The following is a 17,874-nucleotide window of genomic DNA, read 5'->3' as shown; positions in this document are numbered from 1 at the left end:
ATTGCTCAGGCCGCAGCCTTAGAAGCGTCCTTCAACAACTGAGCAACACGCTCAGAAGGTTGTGCACCAACGCTCAGCCAGTAGGCTACGCGCTCTTGGTTCACGGACAGACGGACTTCTTGACCACGAGCAACAGGGTTGAAGAAACCAACCTGTTCCTTGTGCGAACCGTCGCGCGGGTTGCGGCTGTCGGTTACGGTCAAGTGGTAAAACGGGCGCTTTTTGGAGCCGCCAAGGGCAAGACGGATTGTTAGCATGTGAACATCGTTCCTGTAGTCGGTGCTGCAAATCTAAAGGCACAGCGGGCATAGGTGCCCGAAAGGCCGCATATTCTAAGGAATATCCGGACTTTTGCAAATGACTTTTTCCGACGGTCTTTCGGCCGCCATCAAGATTTGCTATAGAGCCGTCGTTGACAACGGCCAGTCAGCTCCCGCCAAGTGCGGGTTTGCTGTTGATCCCGCATCGCTGCGGGTCTGCGCCGACATGACTGCCGGCGCGGATTCTTTACATTTTCGGCATGCCGCCGCCGGGCAACATACCGCCCATGCCGCGCATCATTTTGGCCATTCCGCCTTTGGCGGAGAATTTCTTCATCATCTTCTGCATCTGCTTGTGCTGCTTGATCAAGCGACCGATGTCCTGCACCTGGGTGCCGGAACCCATGGCGATCCGGCGTTTGCGCGAACCGCTGATCAGCTCAGGGTCGCGGCGCTCGGCCGGGGTCATGGAGTTGATGATGGCTTCCATCTGTTTGAATTGTTTCTCTGCCGCGCCCTGGGCGTTACCCATTTGCGCCAGGTTCACACCGCCGATGTTCGGCAGCTTGTCCATGAGGCCGCCAAGGCCGCCCATGTTCTTCATCTGCTGCAGCTGATCGCGGAAGTCTTCGAGGTCGAAGCCCTTGCCCTTCTTCAGCTTCTTGGCCAGTTTGTCGGCCTTGTCCTTGTCGAGCGTCGCTTCGGCCTGCTCGATCAGGCTGAGCACATCGCCCATGCCGAGGATGCGCGAAGCAATACGCTCAGGGTGGAACGGCTCGAGCGCTTCGCTCTTCTCGCCCATACCGATGAACTTGATCGGCTTGCCGGTAATGGCACGGACCGACAATGCGGCACCCCCACGGGCGTCGCCGTCGACCTTGGTCAGGATCACACCGGTCAGCGGCAGCGCATCGCCAAAGGCCTTGGCCGTGTTGGCGGCGTCCTGGCCAGTCATGGCATCCACCACGAACAGCGTTTCGACCGGGTTGATCGCGGCGTGCAGCGCCTTGATTTCGCCCATCATCTCTTCGTCGATGTGCAGACGACCGGCGGTATCGACGATGACCACATCAATAAACTTAAGCTTTGCTTCTTTTATAGCCGCTTGCGCGATGTCGACCGGCTTCTGGCTCAGGTCGGACGGAAAGAAGGTAACGCCGACTTCACCCGCGAGCATTTCCAGCTGTTTGATCGCCGCCGGACGATAAACGTCCGCCGACACGACCATGACCGACTTCTTCTTGCGCTCTTTAAGGAAGCGCGCGAGTTTACCGGCGGTGGTGGTTTTACCCGCGCCCTGCAGACCGGCCATCAGCACGACGGCAGGCGGAACGGCGCTCAGGTTCAAATCTTCGTTGGCCGCGCCCATCAGGCTTTCGAGTTCAGCCTGGACGATCTTCACGAAGGCCTGGCCCGGCGTCAGGCTGCGCGACACCTCGGTGCCGACGGCACGTTCCTTGACCGAATTGACGAAGTCTTTGACCACCGGCAAGGCGACATCGGCCTCGAGCAACGCCATGCGCACTTCACGCAGGGTGTCTTTGATGTTGTCCTCGGTCAGCTTGGCTTTGCCGGTGACATGGCGCAGCGTCTGCGAGAGACGGTCGGTTAAGTTTTCAAACATTGCGCGATCCTTTCAGGCCCTGTGTAGACCGGGATAATGGCGGCCCAGACCGGAATAAACATGTGCTCGGCGAGCCTGCGGCGTGGGCAGGTCGCGGATTATAGCGAAGACTGCGTCTGGCGGACACCTCGCACTTTCGTGCTGCGGGGGTTCTATGCCAAACTCAGCGCCTTTCGGGCTTGCCTAACAGGATTTATGCTCCCCTTGTCACCCAGTTTGCTCACTACCCTCGCCGCCGCCTGCTTGTATGCCGCTGCGACCCTCTATCAGGGCACTCGCCTGGCCACTGGCGCCAAGGCGAACAAGCGTCTGCTGGTCACGCTCGGCGTTCTGGCCGTGCTGGCTCATAGCGCCAGCCTGCTCACCCACCTGTTGACGCCAATTGGCCTGGGCCTGGACTTTTTCAGTGCCGCCAGTCTGATTGCCGCAGCGGTCATCGCCCTGACCCTGCTGGCCTGCTCGCGAATCCCGGTGGAAAACCTGCTTGTATTGCTGTTCCCGCTCGGTGTCGCCACGGTACTGCTGGCACAATTCGCCCCTGCCGGCACGGTGCAGGTCATCGACGAAGAGCCCGGCATTCTCGCCCATATCCTCTTGTCGATCCTTGCTTACGGCATGTTCACCATCGCCGTGTTCCAGGCGTTGCTGTTGCTGGTGCAAGATCACCAGCTCAAACACAAGCATCCGTCCGGCCTGATCAAGAACTTCCCGCCGCTGCAAACCATGGAAAGCCTGCTGTTCGGTTTTCTCTGGGCCGGCTGGACCCTGCTTTCGCTGTCGCTGATCTCCGGCTGGCTGTTCGTCGAGAACCTGTTCGCCCAGCATCTGGTGCACAAGACCTTGCTGGCCTGCCTGGCCTGGATCGTCTTCAGCGTGCTGCTCTGGGGCCGTAACCACCTCGGCTGGCGCGGACACAAGGCCATCCGCTGGACCCTCGCCGGTTTCTGCCTGCTGATGCTGGCGTATTTCGGCAGCAAACTGGTCCGTGAATACATTTTGCACATCTGACGGGCGGCAATAATGGACGACTTGCCCATAGGGCCGATGCTCGCGGTATTGGCCCTGCTGATTTTATGGTCGGGTTTGTTTACCGCCATCGAAACGGCACAACAACACCTGCTGGCCCAACGCACCGCCTCGCGTTCGAGCGACAAACCGGTGGCGAAGCTGAGCTTCCCGATCAATAGCCTGATTTTGTGCAATACGCTGTGCCGTGCGCTGGTCATGGTCATCAGTACATTGCTGGCGATCTTCACCTGGGCGCAAAACGGCCCCTGGATTGCCTGTATCGGCGCCGGTGCCGGGCTTGTGGTGTTCGCCGACTACCTGCCGCGCACCCTGGCCGTGCGGTATCCGGACGCCATTCTGGCCTTGGGCAACACGTTGCTCGGCGCACCGTTGAAAATCATCTACCCGGCAGCCTGGCTGCTCAATGCCATCGCCCAGTTGCTGACGCGGCCGTTTGCCCGTAAACCCAAAGTCGTGCAGCAGAGCGAAGACGAGACGCCGAACGAACGGCACGACAATCACGAACAGCCGGTCTGCCGTCCGCACCCGCTCTCGGGCATCCACGCGCTCGACAACATCACGGTCAACGACATCCTGGTGCCGCGCAGTGACGTCGACGGGATCAACCTCGACGACCCGATTGAAGAAATCATCGAACAACTTCGCAATAACAAGCGCACGCGCCTTCCGGTGTTCCACAGCGACATCAACCAGGTCGAAGCGGTGCTGAACACGCGACAGATCCGGCACTTGCTGCCCAACGGCAGCCTGACTTTCGAGGCGCTGCTGGCCGCCAGTCACGAACCGTACTTCGTGCCGGAAAGCACGCCACTGCAACTGCAACTCCTGAATTTCCACAAGCAGCAACGGCGCCTGGGCATGGTGGTCGACGAGTACGGCGAAGTGCTGGGGATCGTGACGCTTGAGGACATTCTTGAAGAAATCGTCGGTGAATTCGAGAGCCAGCACAGCCTGGACAACCCGCACATCCATCCGCAGCCTGACGGGCGACTGGTGATCGAAGGCGCGGCGTCGATTCGCGAACTGAACAAGACACTGGGCTGGCACCTGCCCAGCGACGGCCCGAAAACCCTTAACGGTTTGGTCACCGAAGCGCTGGAGACCATTCCCGACAGCGCGGTGTGCCTGAAAATCGGGCGCTATCGCCTGGAGATTCTGGAGACTGAGGACAATCGCGTCACGCGCGTGCTCATCTGGCATACCAGTTCGGTTCCGGCCCTCCCCCAGGTCTGACCCAATCCCTTTGTTCAAGGCCCAGAACCTTTGGGAGCGCGCTTGCGCCCCAAGCCCCTTGTTGAATCGTTAGCCGCCTTCCTATAATCGAGCCGCTTACCCAAGCCCCGCCCTACCCCCGTGCTACCCGCACACCGCTCTAAACCCACATCCCTGGGTGTTCGACCATAATAATTCGCTCCACTGGAGCATGACTGTCAGGGATCATCGCATGACGACCAGCACCGCTTTCAGCGACACCACGCCTGCGCAACCGACCAACTCTGCCACCCGAGTCGCGACGGCGAGTTTTATCGGCACTGCCATCGAGTTCTACGACTTCTACGTCTACGCCACCGCTGCTGCGTTGGTGATCGGCCCGGTGTTCTTTCCGCAGACCTCCGGCACCGCGCAGATGCTCTCGGCGTTTCTCACCTTTGGTATCGCTTTTCTTGCCCGACCGCTGGGTTCGGCGCTGTTTGGACACTTCGGTGACCGTATCGGACGCAAATCGACGTTGGTTGCCTCGTTACTGTTGATGGGCGTGTGCACCACGTTGATTGGCGTGTTGCCGGGTTACGACAGCATTGGCGCCTGGGCGCCGATCCTGTTGTGCGTCCTGCGTTTTGGCCAAGGCCTTGGGCTCGGTGGCGAATGGGGCGGCGCGGCGTTGCTGGCGACGGAGAATGCGCCCAAGGGCAAACGTGCCTGGTTCGGCATGTTTCCGCAGCTCGGCCCTTCCATCGGTTTTCTGGCCGCCAACGGCCTGTTCCTGACATTGGCCATGACCTTGAATGACGAGCAGTTCCGCTCGTGGGGCTGGCGGATTCCGTTCCTGCTCAGCGCCGTGCTGGTGATGGTCGGCTTGTACGTACGCCTCAAGCTCCACGAGACCCCGGTGTTCGCCAACGCCATGGCCCGCCAGGAACGGGTGAAGATCCCATTGGTCGAGTTGTTCAGCCAATACTGGGCGCCGATGCTGTTGGGTGCCGGTTCGATGGTGGTGTGCTACGCGCTGTTCTACATCTCTACAGTGTTTTCGCTGAGTTATGGCGTGTCGACGCTTGGTTACACGCGCGAAACCTTCCTTGCCCTGCTGTGCTTCGCCGTCCCGTTCATGGCGGCGGCAACACCGTTATCGGCCTGGGCCAGTGATCGTTACGGGCGCAAGCCGGTGCTGATCATCGGCGGCGTGCTGGCGATCCTGTCCGGTTTTTTGATGGAACCGCTGCTGACTCAGGGGTCGACCTGGGGCGTGGCACTGTTCCTGTGCATTGAGCTGTTTCTGATGGGCGTGACGTTTGCACCGATGGGCGCGTTGCTGCCGGAGCTGTTTCCGACCCACGTTCGCTATACCGGCGCATCGGCGGCCTACAACCTGGGCGGCATCGTCGGAGCCTCCGCGGCGCCGTTCTTCGCACAGAAACTGGTGGCGATGGGTGGTTTGAGTTACGTCGGCGGGTATGTGTCAGGGGCGGCAGTGCTGAGCTTGATTGCTGTGCTGTGCCTGAAAGAGACGCGTCACAACGATTTGAATCGGATAGCCTGAAGCAGAAGCATCGCCAGCAGGCTGGCTCCCACATGGAAATTGGGTGTCCACAAAATCTGTGACCAATCAATAACCCTGTGGGAGCTAGCCTGCTGGCGATAGGCGCGCCTCGGTTTACAACTCGACTACAACAGCCTGAGCAGCACGGGTTGCCTTGGCACGAGCGGCTTCAATCGACTCATCCCGCGCCAACGCCACGCCCATCCGGCGCTGACCGTTCACTTCAGGCTTGCCGAACAGACGCAACGCGGTATCCGGCTCGCTCAATGCAGCCCCCAGATTGGCAAACGCCGTCTGGGTCGATTGCCCCTCCACCAGAATCACCGCCGAAGCCGAAGGTCCGAACTGACGGACCAATGGAATCGGCAGGCCGAGAATTGCCCGTGCGTGCAGCGCGAACTGCGACAGATCCTGAGAAATCAACGTCACCAGACCGGTGTCATGCGGACGCGGCGACACTTCGCTGAACCACACCTGATCACCTTTGATGAACAGCTCGACACCAAACAGACCGCGACCGCCCAGGGCTTCGGTGACCGCTTTGGCAACGCGCTCGGATTCAGCCAGGGCAATCGGGCTCATGGCTTGTGGCTGCCAGGACTCCTGATAGTCGCCCTTCTCCTGACGATGGCCGACTGGCGCGCAGAACGTGGTGCCGCCAATGTGACGCACGGTCAGCAGGGTGATTTCGTAATCGAAATCGATGAAACCTTCGATGATCACGCGGCCTTTACCGGCACGACCGCCTTCCTGCGCGTAATCCCAGGCGGTTTTCACGTCATCGGCGCTGCGCAGCAGGCTCTGGCCTTTACCCGACGAACTCATCACCGGCTTGACCACGCACGGGAAGCCCAGGTCCTGGACGGCCTTGCTGTAATCCTCGAAAGTGTCGGCGAAGTGATAAGGCGAGGTCGGCAGGTCCAGCTCTTCAGCGGCCAGGCGACGAATGCCTTCGCGGTTCATGGTCAGCTGTGCGGCACGCGCGGTCGGGATCACGGTGAAGCCTTCGGCTTCCAGTTCCACGAGGGTCGCGGTGGCAATGGCTTCGATTTCCGGCACGATGAAGTGCGGCTTCTCGGCCTCGATCACCGCGCGCAGGGCGGCACCGTCGAGCATGTTGATTACGTGGCTGCGATGCGCGACCTGCATGGCCGGCGCATTGGCGTAGCGATCCACGGCAATCACTTCAACGCCCAGGCGTTGCAGCTCGATCACCACTTCCTTGCCCAACTCACCACAGCCACACAGCAATACGCGGGTCGCGGTTGGCGACAATGGAGTTCCGATACGGGTCATCTCAGGTCCTCAAGAAGCGGATCATCGAGGGAGGCAGCAACGTGCGCGCGTCCCCAAAGCGCGGCATTTTACATGAACCGCAGGGTTTGGCTTCAGCTGACGACGGCCTGTTTGCGCAGGCGCCAGGCCATGATCAGCCACACGGCGGTGACGCCGGCGAACTTCGAGCCCATGGCGGTGAGGATCACGCCGGGCGTGAATGCGTCGATCATTCCGAAGAAGATGAAGGTATCGAGGGGAATGCTCAAAGCCGAACTTATCCACAGGCGATCGTGCAAGGGCCGCTTGGTGACGCTGAATACCAGCCAGTCAATGCACTCGGACACCGCGAACGCCGTGGCGCTGGCCAACGCAATGGACGGATCGGACGTGACGTAGGACAGGACCAGTGCGGCGAGCATTGCGGCAATGGCGCCGTGGCCGAAGCGGGTTTGCACCATGTCGCGCAAGACAAACACCAACCCGCCCCAGGCCGACCAGATGATGTCGAGGTGCGGGGCGGTGGAAAAGGCGAAGTTGATCAGCACAACGCTGCTGATGTAGGCGATCAGGAAGAACATGGGGACGTGGAATACCAGTCAATTTGGCGCACAGAGTACCGTAGGCGCTCCTACAGGTCAGGCGTTTTGCCCAGCATCCAGAGCAGGCCGCTGGATTTGGCCCGCTCATGACACAACCCCAGCACCTTGCGGCGCTCTTCATTATCCATCCGGCTCCAACGGGTGATTTCCTCCACCGTGCGCTGGCACCCGGTGCAAATATCATCCTCGTCCAGCGCGCAAATGTTCACGCAGGGCGACAGGACCGGTCGTTCGCTGGCACTCATTCGTCCTGCTCGACCAGATCGCGGGCATAGCGCTGCGAGTTGTGCACATAGTGCGCGGCACTGGCCTCCAGCATCTTTTTCTGCGGCTCGGTCAGCTCTCTAACCACCTTGCCCGGCGAGCCCATGACCAGCGAGCCGTCCGGAATCTCCTTGCCCTCACCGATCAGCGAGTTGGCGCCGATGATGCAGTTCTTGCCGATTTTCGCGCCGTTGAGAATCACCGCGTTAATGCCGATCAGGCTGTAATCGCCCACCGTGCAGCCGTGAAGCATGGCGTTGTGGCCGATGGTCACGCCGGTGCCGATGGTCAGCGGGTAGCCCATGTCGGTGTGCATCACCGTGCCGTCCTGGACGTTGCTGTTCTTGCCGATCAGGATCAACTCGTTGTCGCCACGCAGCACCGCGTTAAACCAGACATTGGCGCCCTCTTCCAGTTTGACCTTGCCCACCAGCACAGCATTGGGCGCGACCCAACTCTGCGGATGGGTTTCGACGCGGGCATCGCCCAGGCGGTATTTCATCTTGTTTTCCTCAAGGCTCAGGCAGCCGCGTTTCTCGCCATACGAACGATGGCTTCAACTATTGATAAAGCTTTTGGGTGGGTGGTGCAGGCTGATGTCAGCGTCATAAAGCAGGTTGATCAACTCTACGATCATGATCGCGGTCAGGCCCCAGATCTTGTACTCGCCGTAACGATAGCTCGGCACGTACCAACTGCGCCCCTGATAATCGATGCGATGAGTGTGTTCCCGGGGATCTTCGCGGAAGAACTCCAGGGGCACACTGAACACCGCTGCGATTTCGGCATCGTTGGCCAAGTATTCGACAAAGTCCGGAATGACGCCGACATACGGCGTGACCTTGATGCCGTGCAGGGAAATCAACGGGCTTAACGGGCCGATGACTTCGACCAGCCCTGGCGGCAGACCGATTTCTTCTTCGGCTTCGCGCAGCGCGGTGAAAATCAGGTCGGGGTCTTCGGGGTCGCGGCGACCACCGGGAAAGGCCACTTCACCGCCATGGGTCGAGAGCCCACTGGCGCGCAGGGTCAGAACCAGTTCCGGTTCGTCACTGCGAGTGATGGGCACCAGTACCGCGGCCTCGGGGAAACGCTTGTCGGTTTCCAGTGTGCGTGGGATGTGGTTGCTTACTCGATGCAGTAGCTCGTCCAGCATGAGACTTCTCGACTTGTTCGCTACCTTGCATCATGCACCAATCGAACCTGTCGCCCAACCCCATAACCACTGCATGTCGCTAAACGACAACTTGCCGACAGACACCGACGCACGCCAAGATAGGCGCAGCATTCAGGAACCCAAGCATGAAATTTTGCAGTCAGTGCGGCAACCCGGTCACCCAGCGCATTCCCGAAGGCGATTCGCGCCTGCGTTTCGTCTGCGACAGCTGTCAGGCGATTCACTATCAAAACCCCAACATCGTCGCCGGCTGTGTGGCGACCTGGGGCTCGAAAGTGTTGCTGTGCCGACGCGCCATCGAGCCTCGGCTCGGTTACTGGACCCTGCCCGCCGGGTTCATGGAGAACGGTGAGACCATCGAGCAGGCGGCTATTCGCGAAACGGCCGAAGAGGCCTGCGCCCGGGTGCGCAACCTGAGCATCTATACGTTGATCGATGTGCCGCACATCAGCCAGGTGCATGTATTTTTTCGCGCCGAACTGGTGGACCTGGATTTTTCCGCTGGCCCCGAGAGCCTGGAAGTGCAGCTTTTCGACGAAGCCGACATCCCGTGGTCCGAGCTGGCTTTCCGCACGGTGGGCCGTACCCTAGAATGCTTCTTCGCTGACCGGCGGGCAGAGGTCTACCCTGTGCGGTCCGAATCGATCCCGCCGCTGGCTCAGCCTGCCAACACCTAAAGCTCCAGGCTCCAAAATCACCTATAACTAACTAAATAGTCGCGACACCTTTCAGGGATATCGTTTCAATGCGCTGGTTGCTTGCCGTGTTTTGCTTGTCTTTTGTCGCCCTGTCACAGGCTTCCGTAGCGGAGACCCTGAACGGCAGAGTCATCGAGAAAGTTCTGGTTTTGAAATCCGCCCACCAGTTGCAGCTGATCAATGACGGCAAGCCGATCAAGACCTATCGCATCTCACTGGGCAAACGCCCCAGGGGTCCGAAGCTGATGGAAGGCGACAAGCGCACGCCTGAAGGTTTCTATTGGCTGGACTGGCGCAAGGTCAGCGACAAATTCAATCTGGCGATGCACATTTCCTACCCGAACATCAGCGACTCTGCCCGCGCCCGGCGTGAAGGCGTCGCGCCGGGGAGCATGATCATGATCCATGGCACACCAGACACCGAAGACACCCCCGAAGACCTGTTCCACACGCTGGACTGGACCGACGGTTGCATCGCCATGCGCAACATGGACATGCGCGAAGTCTGGGGCCTGGTGCCCGATGGCACGATGATCGAGATTCGCCCGTAACGACGACCTTCCGTCGCCCCCCGAAAAATAAATTCAAACGATCGCAGCCTGCGGTAGCGCCTGAGGGGTAGATACCAATTCCCCCTGCAGGCGCTACCGCAGGCTGCGATCTTTGCATTCAAAATCCCCACCGCTAATACCACTTCAAACCTCACCGCCTCCAGTTTATCTGGCAGGCCAGGCTTTTCGGCGCCTGCAGCAAAGTACTGGCATTGACATGGTATTCAAGTGGTATTAATTTTCGGCCATTCGCGGGAAACAACACTCTAATAACCGCATCGGACATCCGAACATGAATGACCTCCAGGCCTTACGCCCCGACGACACCCAGCCAACGCCGCTGTACTTGCAACTGGCGCGCAATCTGGAAATGGCGATCCATGCCGGCCAGTGGAAAGCCGAACAAGCCATGCCGTCAGAGCGCAATCTCAGCGAAGTGCTGGGCATTTCGCGGGTCACCGCGCGCAAGGCGCTGGAAGTGCTGTTTGAGCAAGGCCTGATCCGCCGCAATCAAGGCTCCGGCACGTTCATCACGCCACGCCTCGAACAACCGCTGTCGCGCCTCTCCGGATTCAGCGAGATGCTGCGCCTCAAGGGCTTCGTCCCCGGTTCGCAATGGCTGGAGCGCGAGATCACCCCGCCGACCCACGAAGAACTGATCCGCCTCGGACTGTCACCGAACGACAAGGTCGCGCGGCTCAAACGCCTGCGCAAAGCCGACGACACCGTCATGGCAATCGAGATGAGCACCCTGCCCGCCTCGATCATTCCCAAACCACAAGCGGTGGGCGACTCCCTCTACGAATACCTCGACGGCATCGGCAAACCGATCGTTCGCGCCCTGCAACACATCCAGGCGATCAACGCCTCGGACGAATTCGCCGCCCTGGTCGGCATCGCCCCCGGCACCGCCATGCTGCTGATGACCCGGGTCGGCTACCTGGAAGACAACACGCCGATTGAAGTCACCGACACCTATTGCCGCAACGACTACTACGACTTTGTCGCAGAGCTTCGTAGATAGAGAGCTTCGTAGATAAAAGGCTTCGCCACTAAAAGGCTTTGCCGCTCATCGTGCAACGAGAACCGATCATGTCCGAAGACAACATCCTCACCGCCCACGGCTGGGTTCGCGGCCGGCTGATTCACGAACACGGCAAGGTCGTGTCCATCGAAGGCGTGCCGTGCGATCCGGCCGACAACGACTTGCCCTACCTGCTGCCAGGTTTCATCGACCTGCACGTTCACGGTGGCGGTGGCAAAGACATCATGGAAGGCGCCACGGCCTTCGAAACCATCAGCAAAACCCACGTACGTTTCGGCACCACCTCGATGCTGGCCACCACCATGACCGCGCCAAGCGAAGAGATTTCCAGCGTACTCAAAGCCGTTGGCGAGTTTTGTGAGCAACGGCCCGAAGGCTGCGCCCGCGTGCTCGGCGTGCATCTGGAAGGTCCGTACATCAATCCCGGAAAACTTGGCGCCCAACCCAATTTCGCCCACACCGCGCTGATGGCCGAAGTCGAAGAATATTTGGCCCTGGCACCGATCCGGGTAATCACCATCGCCCCGGAAATCGCCGGCCACGACGCCTTGATCCGTGCCCTTAGTGCGCGCGGTATCCGCATGCAGATCGGCCACACCCTCGGCAGTTATGAGGAAGGCGTTGCCGCGCTGGCGGCCGGCGCGAGCAGTTTCACCCACCTCTACAACGCCATGAGCCCGTTGCATCATCGCGAGCCGGGCATCGTCGGCGCGGCATTGGCTCACGCCAAGTACGCCGAACTGATCCCAGATTTGCTGCACGTGCACCCCGGCGCCATCCGTGTCGCCCTGCGCGCCATTCCCTGCCTGTACTGCGTCACCGACTCCACCGCTGCCGCCGGCATGCCGGACGGTGAATACAAGCTCGGCAGCCACACCGTCACCAAGTGCCTGGGTGGTGTGCGTTTACCCGATGGCACGCTGGCCGGCAGCACCCTGACCATGGATCAGGCGTTGCGCAATCTGGTGAAAGTCGGATTGTCGGTCGCCGAAGCCTCGCAACGTCTTTCGCAATTCCCCGCCGACTACCTCGGCCTTCACGAACGTGGCCGTCTTGCACCGGGCAGCTGGGCCGACAGCGTGCGGCTGGATCGCTCACTCACACTGACCGCCGTCACGGTCGAAGGAGAAGACATTGACTTCAAAAATGCTTGAAGAGGCGCTGTCCTCGTTCGAGGCCGTGCAAGCCCAACTGCAACAACTCGACCCGCAGATGATCGAGATCGCCGGACGCCTGCGTCGCCAGCCACCGCAAGTGGTGATGACTGTCGCTCGCGGGAGCTCCGATCATGCCGCCAGTTACTTCGCCTACCTGACCATGCAGCAATTGGGTTTTCCGGTGGCGTCGTTGCCGATGTCGGTGGTGACCATGCTGCAAGCGCCGTTGAAGGTCAGCGGCCAGGTGGCGTTCGCCTTCTCGCAGTCCGGGCAAAGTCCCGATCTGGTGAACAGCCTGCGTTTGCTGCGCAAGCGTGGCGCCCTGAGCATCTCAATGGTCAACGCCGAGAGTTCACCGCTGGAAGCCGCCTGTGAATTCAGCTTGCCGTTGCTGGCTGGCACCGAAAGCAGCGTCGCTGCCACCAAGAGTTTTATCGCCACCCTCAGCGCCAGTGCCCGGTTGATCGCTCATTGGAAAGACGACATGGAATTGCTGGAAGCCGGCAATGCCTTGCCCGAAGGTTTGCGCGAGGCGGCGAAACAGGACTGGAGCCTGGCCATCGAAGCCCTGCGCGATTGCCAACGCTTGATGGTCATCGGTCGTGGCGCCGGTTTCGCCATCGCCCAGGAGGCAGCACTGAAGTTCAAGGAAACCTCGGCGATTCAGGCCGAAGCGTTCAGCAGTGCCGAGGTCCGTCACGGCCCGATGGCGTTGATCGATGAAAATTACCCGCTGCTGATCTTCGCCCCACGCGGTGCCGAGCAGGCTGGTTTGCTGAGCCTCGCCGCCGACATGCGCCAGCGCGGCGCCCGGGTTCTGCTCGCCGCACCGGATGACATTGCCGAACGCGACCTCACCCTGACCCGCGCCGAGCACCCGGCCCTTGATCCGATTCTGGCGATTCAGAGTTTCTACGTCATGGCCGCCGGTTTGGCGGTGGCCCGTGGCCTGGACCCGGACCAGCCGCGCCATTTGAGCAAAGTAACGCGCACGCACTGAGCCTGACCCTTTACCTGATGAGTACCGAGCCATGCACAACAATAATAAAGAGCTGACCCTCAGCGCCCCGCTCAGCGGCCCGGTGCTGACGCTCGCCAAAGTTCCGGACCCGGTGTTCGCCAGCGGCGCCATGGGCGACGGGATCGCCATCGACCCGCTCAACGACACGCTTCATGCACCGTGCGCGGGGGTGGTGGTGCACGTCGCCCGCACTGGTCACGCCGTCACCTTGCGCGCCGACAACGGCGCCGAATTGCTGCTGCACCTGGGCCTGGACACGGTCGAATTGCAGGGTGAAGGCTTCTCGATGCTGGTCAAGGAAGGCGCGCGCGTCAGCAATGGTCAGCCGCTGCTGCGCTACGACCTGGACAAGGTGGCGCAGCAGTGCAAAAGCCTGGTCAGCCTGATGATCCTGACCAACAGCCAGGACTTTCAGGCGCGGCCCATTACGCTGAAGTCGGTAAAGGTCGGCGAGCCATTGCTGCACATCATTCGTCGGCAGGGCTCGGGGGCGCAGGCCGAAGAAGAGCTTTCAGGGGAAGAACGTATCGGCCACGTTCGCGTCGCCCACCGTGGCGGCCTGCACGCTCGACCAGCAGCGCTGATTCGCCAGACCGCGCAAGGCTTCAAGAGCAAATCGCAGCTGCATTTCGCCGGCAAATCGGCGACCTGTAACAGCCTGATCGGGCTAATGGGCCTGGCCATCGGCGAGCAGGACGACGTTCAGGTCAGTTGCCAGGGCCCGGATGCCGAAGCGGCGCTGCAAGCATTGCTGATCGCCTTATCCACAGCGCTGGCCGAGGACAACCACGCCGCCGCGCCAGCCCCTGTGACCCGCCACCATCGAACGGCTGAAGCGGGCGTGCTGCACGGGGTTTGCGCAGCACCCGGCCTGGTGGCCGGGCCGTTGTTTCGCTTGAGCGCCATCAGCCTGCCGGTGGATGCCGGGCACCATGATCCGGCGCAACAACTGCAGGCGCTCGATGCCGCGCTGCGCGTGGTGCGCAGCGAAATCGACCACACCCTCTCCCAAGCCAAAAAGCACAGGAACACGGACGAAGAAGCGATCTTCGCCGCGCACCTTGCCCTGCTTGAAGACCCGGCGCTGCTGGACGCGGCACAGGCCTCCATCGACCAGGGCACCGCCGCGACCCACGCCTGGAGCCGATCGATCGACGCACAATGCGAAGTTCTCCAGCAACTCGGCAGCCCGTTGCTGGCCGAACGCGCCAACGATCTGCGCGACCTCAAGCAACGCGTGTTGCGCGCCTTGCTCGGCGAAGCCTGGCACTACGAGGTGCCGGCCGGCGCCATCGTCGCCGCCCATGAACTGACGCCGTCGGACTTGCTGCAACTGAGCCAGCAAGGCGTCGCCGGATTGTGCATGGCCGAGGGTGGCGCGACGTCTCACGTGGCGATTCTCGCGCGGGGCAAAGGCCTGCCGTGTCTGGTTGCACTGGGGTCGGCGCTGCTGGATCAGGAGCAAGGCCAAGCGGTAGTGCTGGATGCCGATGGTGGACGTCTTGAACTGGTGCCAAGCACCGAACGCCTGGCCGAGGTGCATCAAGCGCAACTCGACCATCAGCAACGCCGCACGCTTCAGCAGTCTCAAGCGCACACCCCGGCACTGACACGCGATGGCGTGCACATCGAAGTCGCCGCCAATGTTGCCTCCAGCGCCGAAGCGGCCGATGCGCTGGCCAATGGCGCCGATGGCGTGGGACTGCTGCGCACCGAATTCCTCTTTGTCGACCGCCACACCGCGCCGGATGAACAGGAACAACGCCTCGCCTATCAAGCCGTCCTCGACGCCATGGGCGACAAGTCGGTGATCATCCGCACCATCGACGTCGGCGGCGATAAGCAACTCGATTACCTGCCATTGCCGGCCGAGGCCAACCCGGTGCTCGGTCTGCGCGGTATTCGCCTGGCTCAGCTGCGTCCGGAAATTCTCGACCAGCAACTGCGCGCACTGCTGCACACCCGCCCGCTGTCTCGTTGCCGAATCCTCCTGCCGATGGTCACTGAGGTCGATGAACTGCTGCACATCCGTCAGCGTCTCGATGCCCTGTGCATTGAACTTGGCGTCAGTGAACGCCCGGAACTGGGCGTGATGATCGAAGTCCCGGCCGCCGCATTGCTGGCCGAGCAACTGGCAGAACATGCGGACTTCCTGTCCATCGGCACCAACGATTTATCCCAGTACACCCTGGCCATGGACCGCGACCACGCCGGCCTTGCCTCCCGCGTCGATGCGATGCACCCGGCCCTGTTGCGGCTGATTGCCCAGACCTGTGCCGGTGCGGCGGTGCATGACCGTTGGGTCGGCGTCTGCGGCGCACTGGCCTCCGATCCGCTGGCCACCCCGGTACTGATCGGCCTGGGCGTCAGCGAACTGTCGGTGAGCCCGGTGCAGATCGGCGAAATCAAAGACCGCGTACGCCACCTCGACGCCGCGCAATGCCGGCGCATCAGCCACGACCTGCTCAAGCTGAGCAGCGCCGGCGCGGTGCGTCACGCCTGTCACCAGCATTGGCCTCTGAGCTGAACCACTACAACAGCTCTAAAACAACAAGAACGCAGGGAGAACCGCCATGTACCAATACTTCATCGAAGGCCTGCAACGCCTCGGCCGCGCACTGATGCTGCCCATCGCGATCCTGCCGATTGCAGGGTTGCTCCTGCGCCTGGGCGACACTGACCTGCTGAACATCGCGATCATCCACGACGCCGGCCAGGTCATCTTCGCCAACCTGGCGATGATCTTCGCCATCGGCATCGCCGTCGGCTTCGCCAAGGACAACAACGGCACCGCAGGCCTCGCGGGAGTGATTGGTTACCTGGTGATGATCTCCACCCTCAAGGTGCTGGATGCAAGCATCAACATGGGCATGCTCGCCGGGATCGTCAGCGGCTTGATGGCCGGTGCGCTGTACAACCGCTTCAAGGACATCAAGTTGCCGGAGTACCTGGCCTTCTTCGGCGGCCGGCGCTTCGTGCCGATCGTCACCGGATTCGCTGCCGTTGGCCTGGGCGTGGTGTTCGGTTTCATCTGGCCGCCGATCCAGCACGGGATCAACGACTTCGGTACGTTGATGATGGAAAGTGGCAGCTTCGGCGCCTTTGTCTTCGGCGTCTTCAACCGCCTGCTGATCGTCACCGGCCTGCACCATATCCTCAACAACATGGCGTGGTTCGTCTTCGGTAACTTCACCGACCCGACCACAGGCGCCATCGTCACCGGCGACCTCTCGCGCTACTTCGCCGGCGACCCGAAAGGCGGCCAGTTCATGACCGGGATGTTCCCGATGATGATCTTCGGCCTCCCGGCCGCCTGCCTGGCGATGTACCGCAACGCCCTGCCGGAACGGCGCAAGGTCATGGGCGGGATCTTCCTGTCGATGGCGTTGACCTCCTTCTTGACCGGCGTCACCGAGCCCATCGAATTCGCCTTCATGTTCCTCGCACCGCTGCTGTATCTGGTGCATGCGCTGTTGACGGGACTGTCGATGGCAATCACCAACGCGCTGAACATCCATTTGGGCTTCACCTTTTCCGGCGGCTTCATCGACATGATTCTCGGCTGGGGCAAATCCACCAACGGCTGGTTGGTCGTGCCAGTCGGGCTGGCGTACGCGGTGATCTACTACGCGGTGTTTGATTTCTGCATCCGCCGCTTCAATCTCAATACACCGGGACGCGAAGAAGTGCCTACGGGTGAGAAAGTCGTGATCGCCAAAAACGAGCGCGCCGGGGCTTACATCAAGGCATTGGGCGGCGCCCAGAACCTGATAACCGTGGGGGCATGCACGACACGGTTGCGACTGGACATGGTGGATCGCAACAAGGCAAACGATGCAGAGCTGAAAGCCCTGGGGGCGATGGCAGTTGTGCGACCGGGCAAGGGTGGGAGTTTGCAGGTAGTGGTCGGGCCGATGGCGGACAGCATAGCCGATGAAATTCGACTGGCGATGCCTGCGTTGGGACGCGCACTCGTGTCCTCCCCTCCCGCCGTTATTGATGCGCCGGAACCAGAAGCAGTGACGCATTCAGAAACGCAGAAATGGCTAAAGGCATTGGGTGGCGGCGAAAACATATTGCAGATGGATTGCATCGCCATGACCCGGATTCGACTGCAACTGGCGGATGGCAAAGCGGTGTCGGAGTGTGATTTGAAGGCGCTGGGGTGTCAGGGTGTCAGCCAACTCGATGGAGGGGTTTGGCATTTATTGATTGGCGAAAAAGCACAGAGTTTGAGCGAGGCGCTGGAAGTGCTGGTCAATCGCAGTGAAGTGAGTGCCAAGGTATAGAGGTTTGGCGACTGAGGGCAGTCATCGCGAGCAGGCTCGCTCCCACAGGGTTTGGTGTACACCTGTAAGAGATTGGTCGGCTGGCAGGCCGCCTTCGCTGGCAAGCCAGCTCCCACAGGGT

17 protein-coding genes are annotated in these 17,874 nt (G+C 61.0%); 10 read left to right on the top strand and 7 right to left on the bottom strand.

Going from position 1 to position 17,874, the window contains the following annotated elements:
• Positions 1-5: 5 nt before the first annotated feature.
• Entirely contained in the window at positions 6-257 is a 252-nt protein-coding gene (rpsP, locus tag QRN31_RS30315) for a 30S ribosomal protein S16 (protein WP_010463010.1), read from the bottom strand.
• 250 nt (positions 258-507) lie between these two features.
• Positions 508-1,884 carry a signal recognition particle protein gene (gene ffh, locus QRN31_RS30310; protein WP_003209589.1) on the bottom strand — a complete coding sequence of 459 codons (1,377 nt, stop codon included), beginning with the start codon at positions 1,882-1,884 and terminating at the stop codon, positions 508-510.
• 195 nt (positions 1,885-2,079) lie between these two features.
• Between ffh and QRN31_RS30305 the strand changes: the two genes are divergently transcribed.
• The 3 genes from QRN31_RS30305 (at position 2,080) to QRN31_RS30295 (ending at position 5,674) form a co-directional block, all read left to right on the top strand.
• Positions 2,080-2,892 (top strand): cytochrome C assembly family protein, encoded by an 813-nt coding sequence (locus QRN31_RS30305; protein WP_285436527.1) that lies wholly within the window; start codon positions 2,080-2,082, stop codon positions 2,890-2,892.
• Between the two features lie 12 nt (positions 2,893-2,904).
• The gene (locus QRN31_RS30300) at positions 2,905-4,146 is read left to right on the top strand and encodes an HlyC/CorC family transporter (RefSeq protein WP_285436526.1); all 1,242 of its coding nucleotides are present in this window, start codon (positions 2,905-2,907) and stop codon (positions 4,144-4,146) included.
• 211 nt (positions 4,147-4,357) lie between these two features.
• Entirely contained in the window at positions 4,358-5,674 is a 1,317-nt protein-coding gene (locus tag QRN31_RS30295) for an MFS transporter (RefSeq protein WP_285436524.1), read from the top strand.
• Positions 5,675-5,788: 114 nt separating this feature from the next.
• On the opposite strand, the gene purT is transcribed toward QRN31_RS30295, so the two are convergent.
• The 5 genes from purT to QRN31_RS30270 all read right to left on the bottom strand — a co-directional run bounded on the left by purT (position 5,789) and on the right by QRN31_RS30270 (position 8,971).
• Positions 5,789-6,970, bottom strand: coding sequence for a formate-dependent phosphoribosylglycinamide formyltransferase (purT, locus tag QRN31_RS30290; protein ID WP_285436522.1), 1,182 nt, complete (start codon positions 6,968-6,970; stop codon positions 5,789-5,791).
• Between the two features lie 92 nt (positions 6,971-7,062).
• Positions 7,063-7,530 carry a preQ0 transporter gene (locus QRN31_RS30285; protein ID WP_285436521.1) on the bottom strand — a complete coding sequence of 156 codons (468 nt, stop codon included), beginning with the start codon at positions 7,528-7,530 and terminating at the stop codon, positions 7,063-7,065.
• 50 nt (positions 7,531-7,580) lie between these two features.
• Complete coding sequence (locus tag QRN31_RS30280) at positions 7,581-7,796, bottom strand: DUF1289 domain-containing protein (RefSeq protein ID WP_208669864.1); 216 nt, start codon at positions 7,794-7,796, stop codon at positions 7,581-7,583.
• Positions 7,793-8,317, bottom strand: coding sequence for a gamma carbonic anhydrase family protein (locus QRN31_RS30275; RefSeq protein ID WP_090188034.1), 525 nt, complete (start codon positions 8,315-8,317; stop codon positions 7,793-7,795). The genes QRN31_RS30280 and QRN31_RS30275 overlap by 4 nt, the downstream gene beginning before the upstream one ends.
• Positions 8,318-8,371: 54 nt before the next feature.
• Complete coding sequence (locus tag QRN31_RS30270; protein WP_090188037.1) at positions 8,372-8,971, bottom strand: CoA pyrophosphatase; 600 nt, start codon at positions 8,969-8,971, stop codon at positions 8,372-8,374.
• Between the two features lie 146 nt (positions 8,972-9,117).
• Between QRN31_RS30270 and QRN31_RS30265 the strand changes: the two genes are divergently transcribed.
• The 7 genes from QRN31_RS30265 to nagE all read left to right on the top strand — a co-directional run bounded on the left by QRN31_RS30265 (position 9,118) and on the right by nagE (position 17,753).
• Positions 9,118-9,669: an NUDIX hydrolase gene (locus QRN31_RS30265; RefSeq protein ID WP_285436519.1), complete on the top strand. Its 552-nt coding sequence runs from the start codon at positions 9,118-9,120 to the stop codon at positions 9,667-9,669.
• A 68-nt stretch (positions 9,670-9,737) separates the two neighbouring features.
• Complete coding sequence (locus tag QRN31_RS30260; protein WP_285436517.1) at positions 9,738-10,241, top strand: L,D-transpeptidase family protein; 504 nt, start codon at positions 9,738-9,740, stop codon at positions 10,239-10,241.
• A 292-nt stretch (positions 10,242-10,533) separates the two neighbouring features.
• Entirely contained in the window at positions 10,534-11,265 is a 732-nt protein-coding gene (locus QRN31_RS30255; RefSeq protein ID WP_222589900.1) for a GntR family transcriptional regulator, read from the top strand.
• A 68-nt stretch (positions 11,266-11,333) separates the two neighbouring features.
• A complete protein-coding gene (gene nagA, locus QRN31_RS30250) occupies positions 11,334-12,440 on the top strand; it encodes an N-acetylglucosamine-6-phosphate deacetylase (protein ID WP_285436514.1) in 1,107 nt (368 codons plus the stop codon).
• Positions 12,433-13,443 (top strand): SIS domain-containing protein, encoded by a 1,011-nt coding sequence (locus QRN31_RS30245; RefSeq protein WP_502942529.1) that lies wholly within the window; start codon positions 12,433-12,435, stop codon positions 13,441-13,443. The genes nagA and QRN31_RS30245 overlap by 8 nt, the downstream gene beginning before the upstream one ends.
• A 31-nt stretch (positions 13,444-13,474) precedes the next feature.
• Positions 13,475-15,991, top strand: coding sequence for a phosphoenolpyruvate--protein phosphotransferase (gene ptsP, locus QRN31_RS30240; protein WP_285436510.1), 2,517 nt, complete (start codon positions 13,475-13,477; stop codon positions 15,989-15,991).
• A gap of 46 nt (positions 15,992-16,037) precedes the next feature.
• Entirely contained in the window at positions 16,038-17,753 is a 1,716-nt protein-coding gene (nagE, locus tag QRN31_RS30235; protein ID WP_285436508.1) for an N-acetylglucosamine-specific PTS transporter subunit IIBC, read from the top strand.
• Positions 17,754-17,874: the final 121 nt, after the last annotated feature.

The organism is Pseudomonas sp. fls2-241-R2A-110, assembly GCF_030209165.1.
Taxonomy (GTDB): domain Bacteria; phylum Pseudomonadota; class Gammaproteobacteria; order Pseudomonadales; family Pseudomonadaceae; genus Aquipseudomonas.
The sequence above is the reverse complement of the archived record's forward strand: the minus strand, read 5'-3'. Positions and strand labels throughout refer to the sequence as shown.